Source organism: Limosilactobacillus portuensis (assembly GCF_028607025.1).
GTDB lineage: Bacteria > Bacillota > Bacilli > Lactobacillales > Lactobacillaceae > Limosilactobacillus > Limosilactobacillus portuensis.
Map to the genome: position 1 here is coordinate 491,501 of NZ_CP117296.1, position 17,528 is coordinate 509,028.

Here is a 17,528-nt window from a genome sequence, read left to right on the forward strand (position 1 = left end):
CGGAGATGAAAGGATGAGATTAATGTCAAAAGACAGTCAGATTATTGGTACTAAGTCACTATATGTAAATCCTGAACGTGGAGTAGCGACCTTAAATTACAGTCAAAATTACTTCACTGATATTCCTTCATTAGTAAATAGTGATGAGGTAAAGCAAATCGTTAAATTATACTTGGATTCACGAAATCCTGATAATAATGATGATGCTTTTGATAATGCCAGTGTTGATAAGTTTATCGATGTATTAAAGAAGATCCTTTTTGACGATGATAGCGCCTTTGATGAATATGATCCTAAAGATATCTTAGCTAGTGTCGAAGAATTGTACTCATACTATCGTTCATTATTGCGGGTTTCTGTTATTAGTTACAATGATAATAAAATTGTTGGCAATGAATTTCGGACTATTGATACCCAGTTTAATGATTTAGTACGGAAACTTTACCGGATTCTTGAAGAAAAACTTCAAGGATTTGAAAACCGGACTTACCGGCAAGTCAATGCGGCAACTAACGCTACAATTTTAGTTCAACAACATGATTGGAAGATTCCTGCTGGTTATGAAGAACTGCGTGACATTGATTTCATCAATACCGTAATGCTCCGACCACCAATGATGATGCATACTAAGAGTAACAAGCGGGAAGGTGTCTTCTCGGCTGTAGAAGAGAACCCGGTCGATCGTTTCCATGGTGAGCGGGGTAAGTGGTTCTGTTATCCAGCTAAGATTGGTGAAAGTCTTGCCTTCATCTACTTTAACGTTGACTACTTAGTAAACGGGATTGCTCTTTCAAACTTGTTTGAATTAGCATCACCCGAAGAAGTTGAAGGACAAAAGCCAGATCTTGTTGTTCTCTTTGGTCTTGAAAAGACTGAGGGAATGTTTTCACATTATTACCACGATGAGAAGAACGATATTTGGGTTGGTGAAGTACCATATACTGACAAGACCACTTACTTTGGTTACATGAAGAAGATGTGCTTGACCGTTCATAACCTTCACCAAATTTACAATGGTCGTTTACCAATTCACGGTTCAATGTTGAAGATCAAGTTCACTAATGGTAAGGAAAAGAACGTTGTCTTCTTTGGGGACTCCGGTGCCGGAAAGTCAGAATCAATTGAAGCTTTGCAAGAATTAGCTGATGATAAGATTGTCAGCATGGAAACCATTTTTGATGATATGGGAAGCTTTACCTTAACTGATGATGGTCACATCTATGCACAAGGTACAGAAACTGGTGCCTTTGTTCGTTTGGACGACTTGAGCAGTGCGGTTGCATTTAACAACATGGACCGGGGGGTATACCTTAACCCTGAATTGAGTAACGCCCGGGTTATTATTCCAGCTGATACTTACCAAAATGTTGTTAAGCACCATCATATTGACATGTGGTTGTATGCTAACAACTATAGCGATCAAGTTGGAATTCACCGCTTTGACACTAAGGAAGAAGCTGAAAAAGTCTTTATTGCTGGTCAACGGAAGGCCTTGGGAACAACTGATGAAGTTGGGATGAGTAAGACATTCTTTGCTAACCCATTTGGTCCTGTTCAAGAACCAGAAAAGACCAAGCCAGTTATCGACAAGGTCTTCACTGAACTATTTAATAAGGGAGTTTATGTTGGTGAAATCTTCACTCACCTTGGAAATGATAAGTCTAAGGATGCATTGAAGGAGTCTGCCTCTGAATTGCTTGATGTTTTGATGAATAACTAAATTCAGATTACAAAGACATCAATAATTGAAATAGTCCTGTAACATTTACGTGTTATGGGGCTTTTTTTAGCTTAAAATAAGAATTCTTAGTAAAAAGCAGCGAAAATAATGGAATATTTGGTTGGTTTCCAAATTAACGAAGGAAAAATTTAGGATAACCGAAGAACGTTGGTATATCAGCAAATGACTCTTTTAGTGAAATGAATATATAAGAAAAAGATGCATATTTGTTACAAAAAATTACAAAAATAGCGGAATTTGAAAAATCGTGGTAACCCATCCGTAACGCTGAACCTGTATAGTATATAACCGTTGATGATATCTAAAACATCAATTTCCAAAACAATTAACATCATATTACTTACAAACTTACAAGAGAAAAGGATGGATTGATTTTTTTATGAAGTTATCTAAGAAAGCAGCTAAGATTACAGCAGCCATTGCCGGTGCCGTTGCTTTAGGTACTGTAGCTACTGCAACCACCGCTAGCGCCGACAGTATTTACACTGTTCAATCAGGCGACACCCTTTCTGGGATTTCTTACAAATTAGGTCATGATTTAACTTTCGTTGATACTTTGGCCTCAAACAACAACATTGCTAACAAGAACTTGATCTACGTTGGTCAAAAGTTAGTAATTAAGGATGACGGTGAAGTTGCACCTGCTACTCAACAACAAGTTGAAACTTTGCCATCAGCAAATACCACAACTCAAAACAACCAAACTAGTTCTGCAGCTACTACTAACAACTCAGTTGCACAAACTGCAACTGCAACAACTTCAGCAAGCAATGCTGCAAGTTACAGCAACTACACATCAAGCGTAGCCGGTAATGATGCCGCTGCTAAGGCATGGATTGCTACCCGTGAATCAGGTGGTAACTACGGTGCCCAAAACGGTCAATACATTGGTAAGTACCAATTATCCGCATCATACCTTAACGGTGACTACTCCGCCGCAAACCAAGAACGAGTAGCCGACCAATACGTAGCTAGCCGTTACGGTTCCTGGAGTGCTGCTCAATCATTCTGGCAATCACACGGTTGGTACTAAAAAAATAGAGTGTGACTCAGCAAAGAACTTGCGGAAAGCTAGCAATTTCTCCTGACGAAGGCGACTAGCGCCTAGGAAGGAGGTTGCTAGCTCTAGCAAGTTCCTGAGGAACAGATCTTAACCATATAATAGTTAAAGAGCTAATTAGTATTCGCTACTAGTTAGCTCTTTGTTGTCTCTAAGGGCTTTCCTGCGAACACGTTTCGGCTATGTTGCCGAGAAACCGCTCTTAATCATATAACATTCAAGAAGCTAATTAGTGTTTATCACTAGTTAGCTTTTTTCGATCTTCTAGCAATCACTTAATTATTTTCGAGTCTATTAAGTCTAATTACGAGAATCAAACTTCTTTTTCTCAATCTAATTATTCATCCCCAAGAGAAACTGGTAAAATAGGTAATTGACATCATGATATTGTGTTTTATTAGGGAGTGAACACTAAATATGGCTATTTTACAGATAAAAGACCTTCACGTTGCGGTTGAAGATGAAGAAACTCATCAACAAAAGGAAATTCTCAAGGGTGTTAATCTTAAAATACAAACTGGGGAAATTCACGCAATCATGGGCCCGAATGGAACGGGGAAGTCAACCTTATCGCAGACGATTATGGGACAACCCAACTATCACGTTACGCAAGGTGATATTTTATTAAATGGTGAGAGTATCCTCGAGATGCCCGTTGATGAACGTGCCCGAAAAGGATTATTTTTAGCAATGCAGTATCCAGCAGAAATTCAAGGGGTAACCAATGCAGAATTCTTGCGAGCAGCAATGAACGCGCGACGACCAAAGGATGACCAAATTTCAATTATGGATTTTCTTCAGGAACTTGACCAAAAGCTGGCACTGTTAGACATGAAAGAGTCAATGACGGAACGCTACCTTAACGAAGGCTTTTCGGGTGGCGAAAAAAAACGGAATGAAATCCTTCAACTATTGATGATTAAACCAAGCTTTGCAATCTTAGATGAAATTGATTCGGGACTAGACATTGATGCTCTAAAAGTCGTTTCTCGGGGAGTTAATTCTATGCGGGGTGCTAATTTTGGTTCGCTAATTATTACCCACTATCAACGACTACTGAACTATATTGTTCCTGATACGGTTCATGTAATGATGGGCGGGCGAATTGTTAAGGATGGCGGCCCTGAATTGGCAAAGAAACTAGAAGCTGAGGGGTATTCCGGATTGCGTGATGAGCTTGGCTTAAAAGTTGATTTGGTTGATGAAGATAAGTAGGGGTACTGATATTATGAATTTTGATTATTCACACCTTAAATCCCAACTTCAGCAGTTTGCAACGACTAAGGAGCCAGAAGAGCTGACTCAGTTGCGTCAAAGGGCATTTCAGGATGTAACCACTACACAGTTGCCCAAAGTAACAAAATTTAATTTTCAAGATTGGCCGCTTATTTCTGATCAGTCTTCGTCTCTTCAGTTTCCTAAAGTGATTGAACAGCTAACGGACTCTGAACAAGTTATAGTAGAGGTAAATTCCCAGAAAGTTACAGTTACGCTCCCTAATCAATTGAAAGAACAGGGGATTATTATTAGTGAGCTAGGTTCGGCAATCACTGCTTATCCTCAAATACTAACTAAATACTTAGCAAGGGTAATTCAACCGGATGAAAACCTCTTAGCGGCTTACCATACTGCCTTTATTAATCAGGGCCTTTTTGTATATGTTCCGCGCAACGTCGAATTAAAGGAGCCAATTCACCTGACAGTTAACTTTGACCAGACCATCAAAGGGACAATTAATTTTCATCTATTAATTGTTGCTGGAGAAAATAGTCGCTTCCAGATTATTGATCACTTAATTTCCGCTCGTCAGCAGACTAATCCCCTAACTAACTTTGTGGAAATCATGGCTGAAGAAAATAGTGAGGTCCATTTCTCTTCACTTGATCATTTAGCGCAACAAAGTCCTAGTTATTATCAGTACCGGGCAGCAATTAGAGATTATGCTAAGGTGGACTGGTCAATTGGGTTGATGAATGAATGTAATACTGTCGGTGAAATTGATTCGGAATTAATTGGTGAAGGAGCACGTGCTAACTCACAACTGATTGCCCTAACCACAAATGACCAACAGCTTGGGATTAATAATCGAGTTACTAACCGCAGTCCTCATTCACAGGGATTAATTAATCAGCGTGGGGTTGCTCTTGGTAACTCACGACTGATTTTTAACGGAATTGGTCAGATTATTCATGGTGCTCATGGCTCAGAAGCAGAACAGCAAAACCGGTTATTGATGATGTCGCCACACGCAACGGGCGATGCCAACCCTATTTTGTTGATTGATGAAAATGACGTTGAAGCAGGGCATGCAGCGAGTGTCGGTAAGATTAACCAGGATCAGCTTTACTACCTATTAAGTCGGGGGATCCCCTTACACCAAGCGCAGCGAATGGTGATTCGGGGATTTTTAAGCGCGGTAATTACTGCTATCCCTGATAAGAATGTCCGCCAAGAAATGGTTGATATTTTGGAAAGGAAGTTACTGGAAAATGCCTAATTGGGAGCTTGTTCGTCAAGACTTCACTGAATTGCAACAGACAATGAACGGTGAACGGCTTGCCTACCTTGATAATGCGGCAACAAGCTTAAAGCCGACGTCCGTTATTGACCGGTTAGTCAGCTTTTATCAACGAGAAAATGCTAATGTCCACCGGGGAACATACCAGCTATCATTCAAAGCGACTGCAGAATATGAGAACGCTCGTAAAATCGTTCAGCACTTCATTAATGCTAAAGCTTCCCGTGAGATAATTTTTACCCGAGGAACGACCGAAAGCATTAATTTAATTGCAGCCACTTATGGTGAACAGAATGTTAAGCCAGGGGATGAAATCGTAATCTCGCTTGCGGAACATCACAGCAATTTGATCCCTTGGCAACAGTTAGCGATTAGAAAGAAAGCAATCTTAAAATACATTAATTTAACCCCGAACGGTGAAATTAATTTAGCCGATGCCAAGCAAAAGATCACCGCTAAAACGAAAATTGTTGCGGTGACCCACGTTGGTAATGTTCTTGGTAACGTTAGTCCAATCAGGGAATTAGCAGAGCTGGCTCATCAGAACGAAGCAATTATTGTTGTTGACGGTGCCCAAGCAGTTTGTCATGTTCCGGTAGATGTGCAAAAGCTAGCAGTTGATTTCTATGCCTTTTCGGGACATAAGATGTTGGGACCAACGGGGATTGGTGTTTTATATGGAAACCAACAGCTCCTTGAACAAATGCCGCCTTATCAATTTGGCGGTGAAATGATCGCGGATGTTCAGCTCGATAACAGTAAGTGGGATCAGATCCCACATAAGTTTGAAGCGGGTACGCCTAATATTGTGGGAGCAGTCGGATTAGCAACGGCAATCAAGTATTTAGAACATGTCGGGATGACGCAAATACGGACACGGGATACGGAATTGATGGCTTATTTAGTACCTAAATTAATGGCGATTCCTGGAGTGAAAGTTTACGGTTCACAGAATCCTCAGCAGCACGTTGGGGTTGTTTCGTTCAACATCGGTACTCTTCACCCCCATGACGTCGCAACGGCATTAGACATGGAAGGAGTAGCCGTTCGAGCGGGCCACCATTGTGCTGAACCACTCGTTCATTCATTAGGGACCAATTCGACTGTTCGCGCTAGTTTGGCATTTTATAATAATCAAGCTGACTGTGACCAGTTAATTAATGCAATCAAAGAAACAAAGGAGTTCTTTAAGGGTGAGCTTAGATAAATTAAATCAATTATACCGGGCAGTAATTTTAGAACATGCAGCTAACCCCCATCACCACTATGCTGTGGATAACGCTACTAATGAAAAGACGCTCCATAATACAACTTGTGGCGACACAATTAACATTAGTCTTCACCTGGGAGCAGATAACAGAATAACTGATATTGGGTTTACCGGTCAGGGGTGCACGATTAGTCAGGCTTCAGCCAGTATGCTTACCGATGTGATGATGGGGAAAACAACGGAAGAGGCATTAGCAATCGCTAAAATTTTTTCCGATGAAGCAATTGGAGAAAAGCACTCTAGAGATGAATTGAAAAAATTAGGGGATGCCCAGGTGCTAACCCAAATCATGGAGTTTCCTGCCCGGATCAAGTGTGCAACTTTAGCCTGGTGGGCTCTACAAGAAGCCTTGCTCAAGAATGCAAAAGGAGACAAGTGATCGTGACAGATGTAAATAATGTCCTCGGTAATCAAGATTATCAATATGGCTTTCATGATGACGTGAAGCCACTTTATTCAACGGGACGCGGATTGACTGAAGCAACAGTCCGGAAAATTTCGGCAGAAAAGCAAGAGCCGCAGTGGATGCTGGATTATCGCTTAGAATCATTTCATACTTATCAAAAAATGGCGATGCCTAAATTTGGTCCAGATCTATCTGGCTTAGACTTGGAGAATATGTTGTATTATCAGAAAATGACCGCTAAGAAGTACCGGGATTGGAAGGACGTTCCTGAAGAACTAAAACGAACTTTTGATCGTCTTGGGGTGCCAGAAGCAGAACGAAAATATTTAGCTGGTTCAGCTGCCCAGTACGAGTCAGAGGTTGTTTACCATAACATGAAGCAACAGTTTGCCAAACAAGGGATCATTTTCACGGATACTGACACTGCCTTACAAAAGTACCCAGACCTATTCAAAAAGTGGTTTGGAAAGTTAGTCAAACCAGCTGATAATAAATTTGCTGCGTTGAACGGTGCCGTTTGGTCTGGAGGGTCCTTTATTTATGTTCCTAAGGGCGTTAAGGTCAAGACGCCAATCCAGGCTTATTTCAGGTTGAATGCGGAGAATACGGGGCAGTTTGAGCGGACGCTGATTATTGTTGATGAGGGCGCTAGTGTTGATTACGTCGAGGGCTGTACTGCGCCAAACTATTCGTCTGATAGTCTGCATGCCGCAGTAGTTGAAGTGAATGTTCTAAAAGACGCTTATTGCCGTTATACGACGATTCAAAACTGGTCAAAGAATGTTTATAGCTTGGAGACGAAGCGGGCAGCTGCAGCCGAGAACGCTACAATGGAATGGGTTGATGGAAACCTTGGCTCCAAAGTTACCATGAAGTACCCGAGTGTCTACCTTAACGGCAAGGGGGCCCGGGGGACAATGCTCTCGATTGCAGTGGCTAGTGATCACATTCATCAAGACTCAGGAGCGCGGATGATCCATAATGCTCCGAACACCTCTAGTTCAATCGTTTCCAAGTCGATTGCCCGGACGGGTGGCTCAACGGATTATCGGGGCAATATCCGCTTTACCGAAAAAGCTAACGGTTCAAAGGCCCATGTTGAATGTGACACAATTATCATGGATGACCAGTCATCTTCCGATACGATTCCAATCAATGAAATTAATAATTCGGATGTCACAATGGAACATGAGGCTAAGGTCTCGAAAATCTCCGAAGAGAAACTTTACTACTTGATGAGTCGGGGAATTAGCGAACGAAAAGCGACGGAAATGATTATCATGGGCTTTGTAGAACCCTTTACGAAGAAACTGCCAATGGAATATGCAGTTGAGCTAAATCGACTGATTAGTTTTGAAATGGAAGGTTCGATTGGCTAAGGGGGATTATCATGTTAGATAAAGAGAAATTAAGTCCTATTGAACAAGAGGTCCTTGAAAAATTACAAACCGTGATTGATCCAGAGTTGGGGATTGATCTAGTCAATCTGGGCCTTATTTACGACATTGAGGTTAATGATCAACAATGTAAAATTACGATGACCTTAACAACGATGGGCTGTCCGATCAGTGATTTGCTTTATAAAATGATTAAGGAGGCCGTTCTCCAAGTAGCGGAGATTACGAAATGTGAGATTAACCTCGTTTGGGAGCCAGCTTGGGGACCAGATAAAATGAGTCGCTTTGCCCGGATGGCACTGGGAGTTCATTTTTAAGCGAAAAGAATAAATACAGAAAGGCTTTAGAAGACCAAAATCGTGGACTTCTAAAGCCTTTTTTAGTGAAATTATTTTAAATCACGCTTAATGGTTCTTTGTGGGTTGGCTTAGGAAAAGCTTTTGTTAAGGCAGCTAACTCATCATGACTAAATGTGATGTTTAATGCTTCAACATTTTCTCTTGCATGGACGGGACTAGCAGCCTTGGGAATTGCTAAGGTATGCTGATCACGGATTACCCAGGCTAACATTATCTGGTAGACCGTTGCTTGGTGATTAGCAGCTAATTCTTTTAGGAGGGGATTGACTGCTAAATTACCACTTAATCGATCTCCTTGAGAAAGCGGTGAATAAGCAATTAATGGTAAGTCATTATCCCGCATCAGAGGGAGAAGGTCATATTCAATTCCCCGGCGATCAAGGTTATACAGATCTTCGTTAGCAACGCATTCTCGACCGTGAGGAAGTGCCCATAATTCTTCCAAATCAGCAACATCAAAATTAGAGACGCCCCAGTGACGAATCTTTCCCTTAGTTTGCATCTTAACTAGTTCATCTACCGTTTCTGCAAGGGGGATTCCGCCTCGCCAGTGGAGTAGGTAAAGATCGAAATAATCAGTTTGCATTAGCTTAAGACTCCGATCAAGACTTTTTTCCAATCGTTGATGACTGGCATTTTGGGGTAGTACCTTGTCGATGAGATAAAGCTTTGACCGGTCAAACGGCTTAATTGCTTCACTGGTAAGTTTTTCTGAACGTCCCTGACCATACATTTCGGCAGTATCAATGACGGTTGCTCCTGCATCAATTGCTGTTTGAATTGCTTTTACCTCTTCGCCGTGTTTTGCTGGTTCCTCACCAATATTCCACGTACCAACGCCAATTGCTGGTACAGTTGTTTGACCTAATTGTACTGTGATCATCAAATCCCTCCTTAATTTAATTACGATTTGATCCTACCATTCTTTTTCCATAAATACATCTGAATAACATATGATTATTATTTCATATGTTTAAATTAAAATTTATATTTTTGTGGGGAAGTAGTAATTCCTTAAAGCTTGTCATATAGGAATTGGTCAATAAAGGTAAAACTATTTTTAGCACTCTTTTACTTAAAGTGCTAAAAATAGTTGCGCTTTCTCTTCTAGTGATTAAGATAGGTAATGTAATCAAGATCAAGTTAACGGAAAGGAAGCTTTATTATGGCTAACGATTTAACACGTCGGAATAACTTTTTGGATAACATGATGAACATGCAGAACTTAATGAATGATGATTTCTTCTCTGACTTTACGCCAGTTGAAGATCACATGAAGACTGACATTGAAGAAAATGATAAGCAGTATCAAGTAAAAATTGATATGCCAGGCTTTGACAAGAAAGACATTCATATTAGTTACACAAATAATATTTTAACCATTACTGGTCACCGTGACACTATTGATGATGAGTCAGATAAGAATGGTCACATTCTTCACAGTGAACGGCGTTATGGTCAAATGAGTCGGCAATACCGTTTGCCAGATGTTGAACGGAAGAACATTACTGCTCATTATGAAAACGGTGTTCTTTCACTTGTTTTACCAAAGAAGCAGGCTGAAAGTGATGACGATACGCGGATTGAAATTGATTAATTGATGACTAACGAAAAGGGTCCTAGCGTTCAAAAGCTGAATGCTAGGACCTCTTTTGTTTAATTAAAAGCTTGAACAATCTTTAGAACACCGAAGATAATTAGGAAAACAGAAATAATCCAAACAACTGTTAAAGCGGAAACAACAGGACTAAAGAGGAGGATTGCTCCTAGAATAACCCCGAGAATACTAAAGATAATGGTTAACCAGTAGTAACCACCACTGACACCCTTGAAAAGACGGCCAACGGAAAATTCCATAATGGAATCCAAAATAAACCAGATAGCAAAAATAATTGCAATGTATAATGTGCCGAAGCCGGGATGGAAGACAAAGATGATTCCTAAGACGATGTTCAATATGCCAAGAACTACAATCCAGCCAGTGCCCTCACCGAGTGAACGAAGAAAGCGGCGCCGAATTGTTAGTTCGAAGATCCCATCAAAAAGGAAGACAACTCCAATAATAACAGACAATAAATGTAAGGTTTTATCTGGTCGTGAAAACGAGAGAAATCCTCCAAGAATAAAAAGAATTCCAATAAGTAAACTAAACCAGTCGAACCGCCGATGCGAAACATTATTCATAGCGCATAGCTCCTTTCTCTGATAAGTTAATCATACCGCAAAAAAAGAAATAATGGTTGTACTATATGTTACCTCCAGAATGTTTGTAAGCAGAAAGAAAACCGATGAAAGATATAGGTGCTTCATCGGTCTCTAGTTTTTAAATATGTTCCTTGATACCGTTCTTAAAATCCTTGTCGATCTCTTTAAGAATTGGTAGAAGGTAGTTGATATATTCATGATATGCTTCGATTGGCTTCATGTCCTTGCCATTAGCTTGAACTAAAGCAATAGCAATATCGTGAGCCCTTTGTTCGTTTGAAATCATTATAATCACCTCATCAGTAATAGTTTACCAAACTTTTCTATGATAGGAAAAAAGGATGGATTATTTTATCAATAAATCCTCGATCAAGTAATTTTAGTCCATAAAAGCCAACTATTCCACCAATGGTATTGGTAATAATATCATCAATATCCGCTACTCGACCAATGTGGAAAAGAAAGTCACAGACAAATTGATTTCCCTCAATAAAGAAACTAAACAAAAAGCTGAGAATAAGAATAGTAACAAAAGAATTTTTTCGGTTGACCAGATATAATAAAATACCTAGTGGGATCGTCATGATGATATTTAATAACCATTCTAAATCTAACTGTTGAAAGGGAAGAAGGTTGTATGGTACTCCGTGAAAATAGCGTAAATTACGGTTAGCAGTAATAAAACTAAAGGTAACTGGAGTTAGGCAGAGACGAAGGATGATAACAAAATAACATAGAAAAGCAAAAATTGTTAATCGCTTACTAAATTGCTGATAACGCGAAGAAAAATTAATTGCTAAAACAAGTGCGATAACAAAATAACCACAAAATGGAAACCAGTGTAACAAATTCATTCCCTCCTTTCATGAAAAAAGGTATATAATAAAAATTCGGATAAACTATTTACCATTATCAAATAAAATAATCTAAAAAGCGATAGGTTATTAATGGTTTTTTACGAGAAATTAAATTTAAGGAGAATTGAACCATATTGGCACAAAATAAAATGAAGCGTAGCCTAAAAAGTCGCCATATTCAACTAATGGCACTTGGTGGCACCATCGGAACTGGACTATTTTTAGGATCAGGTCAAGCAATTCACTCTGCAGGTCCTGCAATATTACTAGCTTATATCATTACCGGAATTATCTGCTTTTGGATTATGCGAGCACTTGGTGAGCTCTTGATGTCAGATCTTAATTACCGCTCATTTGTTGATGCAATTCGTGTTTACCTTGGTCCACGAGTAAGCTTCATTACGGGATGGGCATATTGGGCTTGCTGGATCGCATTAGCCATGGCAGAAATCACTGCAATTGGGATGTATTTTCAGCTATGGCTTCCTCGCGTTCCTCAATGGATACCGGGGTTGCTAACATTAATTGTCCTTTTATGCATTAATTTAATTACTGTTAGTGCGTTTGGTGAATTACAATTCTGGTTTGCATTAATTAAAATTTTGGCAATTGCATTGCTAGTTCTTGTTGGGATTGGTATGATGCTGGTTAGTTTTAAGAGTACTAGTGGTTATGTTGCTTCACCGGAGAATTTATTCAATAATGGCGGTTTCTTTGCTGCTGGCGCAAAGGGGTTCATCCTTTCGTTTCAAATGGTAGTATTCGCTTTTGTTGGAATTGAGATGGTTGGGATGACGGCAGCTGAAGCGGAGAATCCACGTCACGTTATTCCCCGGGCAATAAACGCAATTCCTTTTCAAATCTTGCTATTTTATGTTGCCGCATTGGCGGTAATTATGTGTATCTATCCCTGGGACCGCTTAGCACCATCAAAGAGTCCTTTCGTAATGGTTTTTAATGATATTGGCTTACGTGGAGCAGCCAGTTTAATTAACTTTGTCGTTGTTACGGCTGCAGCATCCGCATGCAATAGTTCACTCTATACGACGGGGCGGATGCTTGCGGAACTAACATCAACATCGCACCGGCCAGGAATTAGGTTAGTTAGCAAATTATCGCGAAATTCTGTCCCAGCACTAGCGGTTATTATTTCTGCTGGCGTAATTGCTATTGCCGCGATCTTAAACTTGATAATGCCTGGCGGAGTTTTTACGGTTATCTCGAGTATTGCCACGACGAGTTTTCTCTTTATCTGGGCAACAATAATTGTGACTCATTTAAGGTACCTTCAATCTAATCCCCAAGAACGGTCTTTTAAGGTTCCGGGAGCACCGTATACTGATTACCTAGTACTAACCTTTTTAGCGTTTGTTTTAGTCGTTTTGTGTCTTGATAAACAAACGCTAGGAGCATTGATTTTTACTTTAATCTGGTTTGCAATTTTAGCAGTTGCCTCACTATCTCAGCCACGAAAACAAAAATAGAGTGTAGTTCAACAAAAAAACTTATAAAAAAACTTATTTTGATAAGTTCTTTGCTGAACTACACTCTTTTCTTTTGGTAATAACTATTCTTTATCTATTCAAATGTAATTTTCTTTGGCAGTTAGGACAAATGCCGTGAACTTCAATATTATTGCCAGTGACGAGATAACCGGTTTTTTCTCTGGTCATGGCAGCTAGATCCTTACTGATTTCTGTAAAATGGGGATCAAACACGTCAGTAATTTGACCACAATTATCACAAATAACGTGGTAGTGAGGATGACCAAAGTAGTCATAATGAGTACTGCCGTCACCATTCTTTAATTCGATGACGAGGTTATAATCGACAAAAAGCTTTAACGTATTATAAACCGTTGCCATGCTAATGTTATCAACACTATCCTTCAAATCTTCATAGATCATTTCCACGCTAGGATGGGTATGATGCGAAATCAAGTAGTTTAGAATCGTTTTTCGTTGGGGAGTAACCCTAACGTGATTTTCTCTAAGTTGTTCAATTGCTCGATCAAATTCTGCTTCAGCCAATTTACTCACCTCACTAGTTTAAGAGCTTTGATTTACGTTAAGTATAACATTTACAATTGTGATTTTAAACTTTATAATACAATTTGATTATTAATAATAATTCTAAAGAAGGGGATTTTATGAGAGAGTCAATTGATCAAAATGGCCGACCATATAGCCGGTTCTGGTTTATTTTTACACTATTAATTGGAACTTTTACGATGTCGATTAGTCAATCGTCCCTGTCGACAGCTTATCCAACGTTAATGAGCGCTTTTGGAATTTCTGCCTCGACAGTACAGTGGCTAACAACTGGCTTCATGTTAGTCATGTGTGTCAGCATGCCCATTAGCCCATGGATGTTGAATAACCTTAATTTTAAGACCATGTTTATTGGTGCACTAGCCCTGTTTGATATTGGTTCATTGATGATTATTTTGACACCTGCTAGTTGGGGAGTATCCGGTTTCTGGTTTATGATGATCGGTCGGGCAATGGAGGCCTTTGCTGTGGGTGTTCTGTTCCCATCGTACCAATCAGTTCTTCTTGAGATAACGCCGCGAGAAGCTCGGGGAACGACAATGGGAATTGCTGGCTTAGTAATGGGTTCGGCATTAGCTTGCGGTCCAATTGTTTCCGGAATTATTCTCAAATTCTTTACTTGGAAGAGCTTGTTTATTTTCTTTATGATCATCATTACTGTGATCATTATTATGGCTGGTTCAGGACTTATCCGTGACGTTATGAAGAGACATGAAAGTAGCCTTGACTGGCTTTCTGTTTTCTTGTCTATCGGTTTGATTGGCGTAATGTACGTAATCAACCAAATTGGTAAGGCGAAAATTAACTGGACAATTAGTGGCACAATCTTGCTTGTCAGTATTTTAGCAATTATTTGGTTCTGCGTTCGGCAATTAAAGCTACCGAATCCGCTATTGGAACTTCGGGTAATGAAAACCTTTAATTACGATTTAGCAATTTTACTAACTTCAATCTCTTACATTGCCTTGATTGTTACAACGATTATTTTTCCGTTGTATTACCAGGGAGTGCTTAAAGTTAGTCCGTTTGTTTCGGGAATGTCGCTTGTTCCTGGGGCTGCCTTGTTAAGTATTCTTAATCCATTAACGGGAAAGTTAGCCGACAAAATTGGCTTTAAACCGACAATGCTTGTGGGGATGACGATGATTGTAGCTGGCTGGTTTGCCGGTCTCTTCTTGATTAACCAAATGAGCTTATGGATTATGATCCTTTGTGCAATGGTTATTGAGGGCGGAAATGCTTTTGTGATGATGCCTGCCGTTACTTTAGGGGCTAATTCCTTACCTAATGAGCTGGTTCCTCATGGGACAGCCGTTATAACAACAGTACGGCAAGTCCTTGGTTCTACCGGAGTTGCTGTATCAACAATTATTTTAACAACCGTAACTAGTCATCACCTTAGTCACGGAATGGGAAATCTTAGTGCGGCCCTTAGTGGTTACCATTATGTCTTCTTAACAATGTTAGCCGTTGAAATTTTTGGTCTCTTTTTGGCTCTTGCCTTAAAGAATACAGTTAAAAAAGATGCAAAAGCTTGATTATCTCGTTTTGAATATATAGAGAGATTTTAATGGGGTGATCAAATGACAGCGAGACGACCGCTGTGGGCAGAAGCATCTGAATTAATGCGGAATTATTATGATACGAAATGGGGCTTTCCTGAACATGATGATCGTGAACTATTTAAGATGCTGACATTAGAGTTATTTCAATCTGGATTATCATGGTCAACAATTTGGAAACGCGAGGCTGCCTTTGAAAAGGCGTTTGCTAATTTTGATGCAGCTAAGGTGGCAGTATTTGATCAGGATGACTTTAAGCGCTTAATGAACGACTCAACGATTATCCGTAATCGGCGGAAAATCATGGCGACGATCAACAACGCTAAGGTAATTCAAGAATTATTAGCAGATGGTGAAACGTTAAATAACTATGTGTGGTCATTTGTTAACTTTAAGCCTCAGCGGCTACAGTTAAACGGAAAGCGACTACCATCACAAACAATTGAATCGAAAAAGATGGCCCGGAAAATGAAGGCGGATGGCTTTCAATTTGTTGGGCCGACAACAGCTTATTCATTTATGACCGCTGTTGGGATGGTTAATGCTCGTGAAGATTAGTCAATTTATGTTTGAATATGGTCAGCAAATTATGCTAAGATGGTTTTCGTTATAAAGCAAATTCCCGATAGGATTCACATTACTGTGAAGATGCCTTGTAACCACTGAATGTTTCAATTGCAACTTGCATATGGGGGAATTAATACACATGGTAGAAAAACATTTATTTACTTCAGAATCTGTTTCTGAGGGGCATCCTGATAAGATTGCTGATCAAATTAGTGATGCTATTTTAGACGCAATGCTTGAACAAGATCCTGATTCACGGGTCGCTATTGAGACTTCTGTTACGACCGGACTTGTATTGGTTTTTGGCGAAGTTTCAACTAAGGCATACGTTAATATTCAAAAGGTTGTTCGTGACACAATTCGGCGGATCGGTTATACAGATGGTAAGTATGGCTTTGATGCTGACAACTGTGCAGTAATTACTGCAATCGATGAGCAGTCACCGGATATTGCACAAGGGGTTGACGATTCTCTGGAAACTCGTGAAGGGGATGCTGATCCGCTTGATCAAATTGGTGCCGGTGATCAAGGATTAATGTTTGGTTACGCAACTGATGAGACACCAGAATACATGCCGTTAACTTTGATGCTTAGTCATAAGTTAATGCAACGGATTGCTAAGCTTCGTAAAGATAATACTATTCCTTACCTCCGTCCAGATGCTAAGGCTGAAGTCACTGTTGAATATGACGAAAACGATAAACCTTTGCGGGTTGATACTGTTGTGTTGAGTACACAACACGATCCAGAAGTTTCACTTGATCAAATTAAAAAGGATGTTATGGAGCAAGTCATTAAGGCTGTTATTCCTGCAGAATATCTTGATGACCAAACTAAGTACTTCATTAACCCAACCGGTCGTTTTGTTATCGGTGGTCCTCAAGGGGATGCTGGTCTAACCGGTCGAAAGATCATTGTCGATACTTATGGTGGTGCTGCCCATCATGGTGGTGGTGCTTTCTCCGGTAAGGATGCTACCAAGGTTGACCGGTCAGCTAGTTATGCTGCGCGCTATATTGCTAAGAATTTAGTGGCTGCTGGCTATGCAAAGAAGCTTGAAATTCAAGTTGCCTACGCTATTGGGGTCGCTGAACCAGTATCAATTTCAATTGATACTTATGGTACTGGGACCCGGAGTGAAGCAGACTTAATTGCTGCGGTTCGTAAGGTATTTGATCTTCGCCCAGCGGGAATTATTAAGATGCTTAATCTTAAGCGTCCAATTTATGAACCAACTGCGGCTTATGGTCATTTTGGTCGGACTGATGTTGAGCTACCATGGGAACAACTGGATAAGGTTGAAGAACTAAAGAAGGTTCTTGGCTAGTTTGATGCTTGCATTTACGAATGCTGGTTGTTAGAATATCATTAAATATTTGATCGAATTGGAAATAGTAACTGTTAGTTAATTCTTCAGAGATCGTGTGGTGCTGTAAACACGAGGATTACTAATAATGAACTCGTCCAAAAAGATTATTACTGAAAGCGAGTAGGTAATAACGTCTGCCGCGTTATGGCGTGAAGTGTCATGGTTA

Annotated in this window: 18 protein-coding genes, 1 riboswitch and 1 other annotated feature (1 of these 20 cut by a window edge); of the genes, 13 read left to right on the forward strand and 5 right to left on the reverse strand. The window is 40.0% G+C overall.

The features are described 5' to 3' along the window. Nucleotides 1-22 precede the first annotated feature (22 nt). The 8 genes from PRK60_RS02360 (at nt 23) to PRK60_RS02395 (ending at nt 8,709) form a co-directional block, all read left to right on the forward strand. Complete coding sequence (locus tag PRK60_RS02360; RefSeq protein ID WP_273646231.1) at nt 23-1,720, forward strand: phosphoenolpyruvate carboxykinase; 1,698 nt, start codon at nt 23-25, stop codon at nt 1,718-1,720. Nucleotides 1,721-2,120: 400 nt separating this feature from the next. Beyond that, on the forward strand, nt 2,121-2,774 hold the full coding sequence (gene apf, locus PRK60_RS02365) for an aggregation-promoting factor (RefSeq protein WP_273646232.1): 654 nt from the start codon (nt 2,121-2,123) through the stop codon (nt 2,772-2,774). A 444-nt stretch (nt 2,775-3,218) separates the two neighbouring features. Beyond that, complete coding sequence (sufC, locus tag PRK60_RS02370; protein WP_273646233.1) at nt 3,219-4,016, forward strand: Fe-S cluster assembly ATPase SufC; 798 nt, start codon at nt 3,219-3,221, stop codon at nt 4,014-4,016. 13 nt (nt 4,017-4,029) lie between these two features. Then, nucleotides 4,030-5,298, forward strand: a complete 1,269-nt coding sequence (gene sufD / locus PRK60_RS02375; RefSeq protein ID WP_244974035.1) for a Fe-S cluster assembly protein SufD — start codon at nt 4,030-4,032, stop codon at nt 5,296-5,298. Continuing rightward, nucleotides 5,291-6,526 (forward strand): aminotransferase class V-fold PLP-dependent enzyme, encoded by a 1,236-nt coding sequence (locus PRK60_RS02380; RefSeq protein WP_102169095.1) that lies wholly within the window; start codon nt 5,291-5,293, stop codon nt 6,524-6,526. Before sufD ends, PRK60_RS02380 begins: the two co-directional genes overlap by 8 nt. Next, entirely contained in the window at nt 6,513-6,968 is a 456-nt protein-coding gene (gene sufU, locus PRK60_RS02385; protein ID WP_102169096.1) for a Fe-S cluster assembly sulfur transfer protein SufU, read from the forward strand. Before PRK60_RS02380 ends, sufU begins: the two co-directional genes overlap by 14 nt. Nucleotides 6,969-6,970: 2 nt before the next feature. Continuing rightward, nucleotides 6,971-8,374 carry a Fe-S cluster assembly protein SufB gene (gene sufB / locus PRK60_RS02390; protein WP_102169097.1) on the forward strand — a complete coding sequence of 468 codons (1,404 nt, stop codon included), beginning with the start codon at nt 6,971-6,973 and terminating at the stop codon, nt 8,372-8,374. Between the two features lie 11 nt (nt 8,375-8,385). Next, nucleotides 8,386-8,709 (forward strand): metal-sulfur cluster assembly factor, encoded by a 324-nt coding sequence (locus PRK60_RS02395; protein WP_102169098.1) that lies wholly within the window; start codon nt 8,386-8,388, stop codon nt 8,707-8,709. 76 nt (nt 8,710-8,785) lie between these two features. Here PRK60_RS02395 and PRK60_RS02400 read toward each other — a convergent pair whose 3' ends face one another. Beyond that, the gene (locus tag PRK60_RS02400; protein ID WP_102169099.1) at nt 8,786-9,634 is read right to left on the reverse strand and encodes an aldo/keto reductase; all 849 of its coding nucleotides are present in this window, start codon (nt 9,632-9,634) and stop codon (nt 8,786-8,788) included. A 282-nt stretch (nt 9,635-9,916) separates the two neighbouring features. Between PRK60_RS02400 and PRK60_RS02405 the strand changes: the two genes are divergently transcribed. Further along, on the forward strand, nt 9,917-10,348 hold the full coding sequence (locus PRK60_RS02405) for an Hsp20/alpha crystallin family protein (RefSeq protein ID WP_273646234.1): 432 nt from the start codon (nt 9,917-9,919) through the stop codon (nt 10,346-10,348). 59 nt (nt 10,349-10,407) lie between these two features. Here the strand turns inward: PRK60_RS02405 and PRK60_RS02410 are convergent, their stop codons facing one another. The 3 genes from PRK60_RS02410 to PRK60_RS02420 all read right to left on the reverse strand — a co-directional run bounded on the left by PRK60_RS02410 (nt 10,408) and on the right by PRK60_RS02420 (nt 11,804). Continuing rightward, nucleotides 10,408-10,935, reverse strand: a complete 528-nt coding sequence (locus PRK60_RS02410) for an HdeD family acid-resistance protein (protein WP_102169100.1) — start codon at nt 10,933-10,935, stop codon at nt 10,408-10,410. Between the two features lie 139 nt (nt 10,936-11,074). Next, a complete protein-coding gene (locus PRK60_RS02415) occupies nt 11,075-11,242 on the reverse strand; it encodes a hypothetical protein (RefSeq protein ID WP_164476887.1) in 168 nt (55 codons plus the stop codon). A 37-nt stretch (nt 11,243-11,279) separates the two neighbouring features. Beyond that, nucleotides 11,280-11,804, reverse strand: a complete 525-nt coding sequence (locus PRK60_RS02420; RefSeq protein WP_180960003.1) for a VanZ family protein — start codon at nt 11,802-11,804, stop codon at nt 11,280-11,282. A 158-nt stretch (nt 11,805-11,962) separates the two neighbouring features. Here PRK60_RS02420 and PRK60_RS02425 point away from each other — a divergent pair, with 158 nt between their 5' ends. After that, nucleotides 11,963-13,297: an amino acid permease gene (locus PRK60_RS02425; protein WP_102169161.1), complete on the forward strand. Its 1,335-nt coding sequence runs from the start codon at nt 11,963-11,965 to the stop codon at nt 13,295-13,297. A gap of 90 nt (nt 13,298-13,387) precedes the next feature. Here PRK60_RS02425 and PRK60_RS02430 read toward each other — a convergent pair whose 3' ends face one another. Beyond that, entirely contained in the window at nt 13,388-13,843 is a 456-nt protein-coding gene (locus tag PRK60_RS02430) for a Fur family transcriptional regulator (RefSeq protein WP_191913138.1), read from the reverse strand. Between the two features lie 119 nt (nt 13,844-13,962). Between PRK60_RS02430 and PRK60_RS02435 the strand changes: the two genes are divergently transcribed. The 3 genes from PRK60_RS02435 to metK all read left to right on the forward strand — a co-directional run bounded on the left by PRK60_RS02435 (nt 13,963) and on the right by metK (nt 17,320). After that, nucleotides 13,963-15,402 carry an MFS transporter gene (locus PRK60_RS02435; RefSeq protein WP_273646235.1) on the forward strand — a complete coding sequence of 480 codons (1,440 nt, stop codon included), beginning with the start codon at nt 13,963-13,965 and terminating at the stop codon, nt 15,400-15,402. A 45-nt stretch (nt 15,403-15,447) separates the two neighbouring features. Then, nucleotides 15,448-15,984 (forward strand): DNA-3-methyladenine glycosylase I, encoded by a 537-nt coding sequence (locus PRK60_RS02440; protein ID WP_273646236.1) that lies wholly within the window; start codon nt 15,448-15,450, stop codon nt 15,982-15,984. A gap of 44 nt (nt 15,985-16,028) precedes the next feature. Further along, nucleotides 16,029-16,135: riboswitch (SMK box riboswitch) on the forward strand. Beyond that, a complete protein-coding gene (gene metK / locus PRK60_RS02445; RefSeq protein WP_273646237.1) occupies nt 16,133-17,320 on the forward strand; it encodes a methionine adenosyltransferase in 1,188 nt (395 codons plus the stop codon). Its footprint overlaps the riboswitch before it by 3 nt. A gap of 43 nt (nt 17,321-17,363) precedes the next feature. After that, nucleotides 17,364-17,528 (forward strand) — a binding site (T-box leader) (it continues 50 nt past the right edge of the window).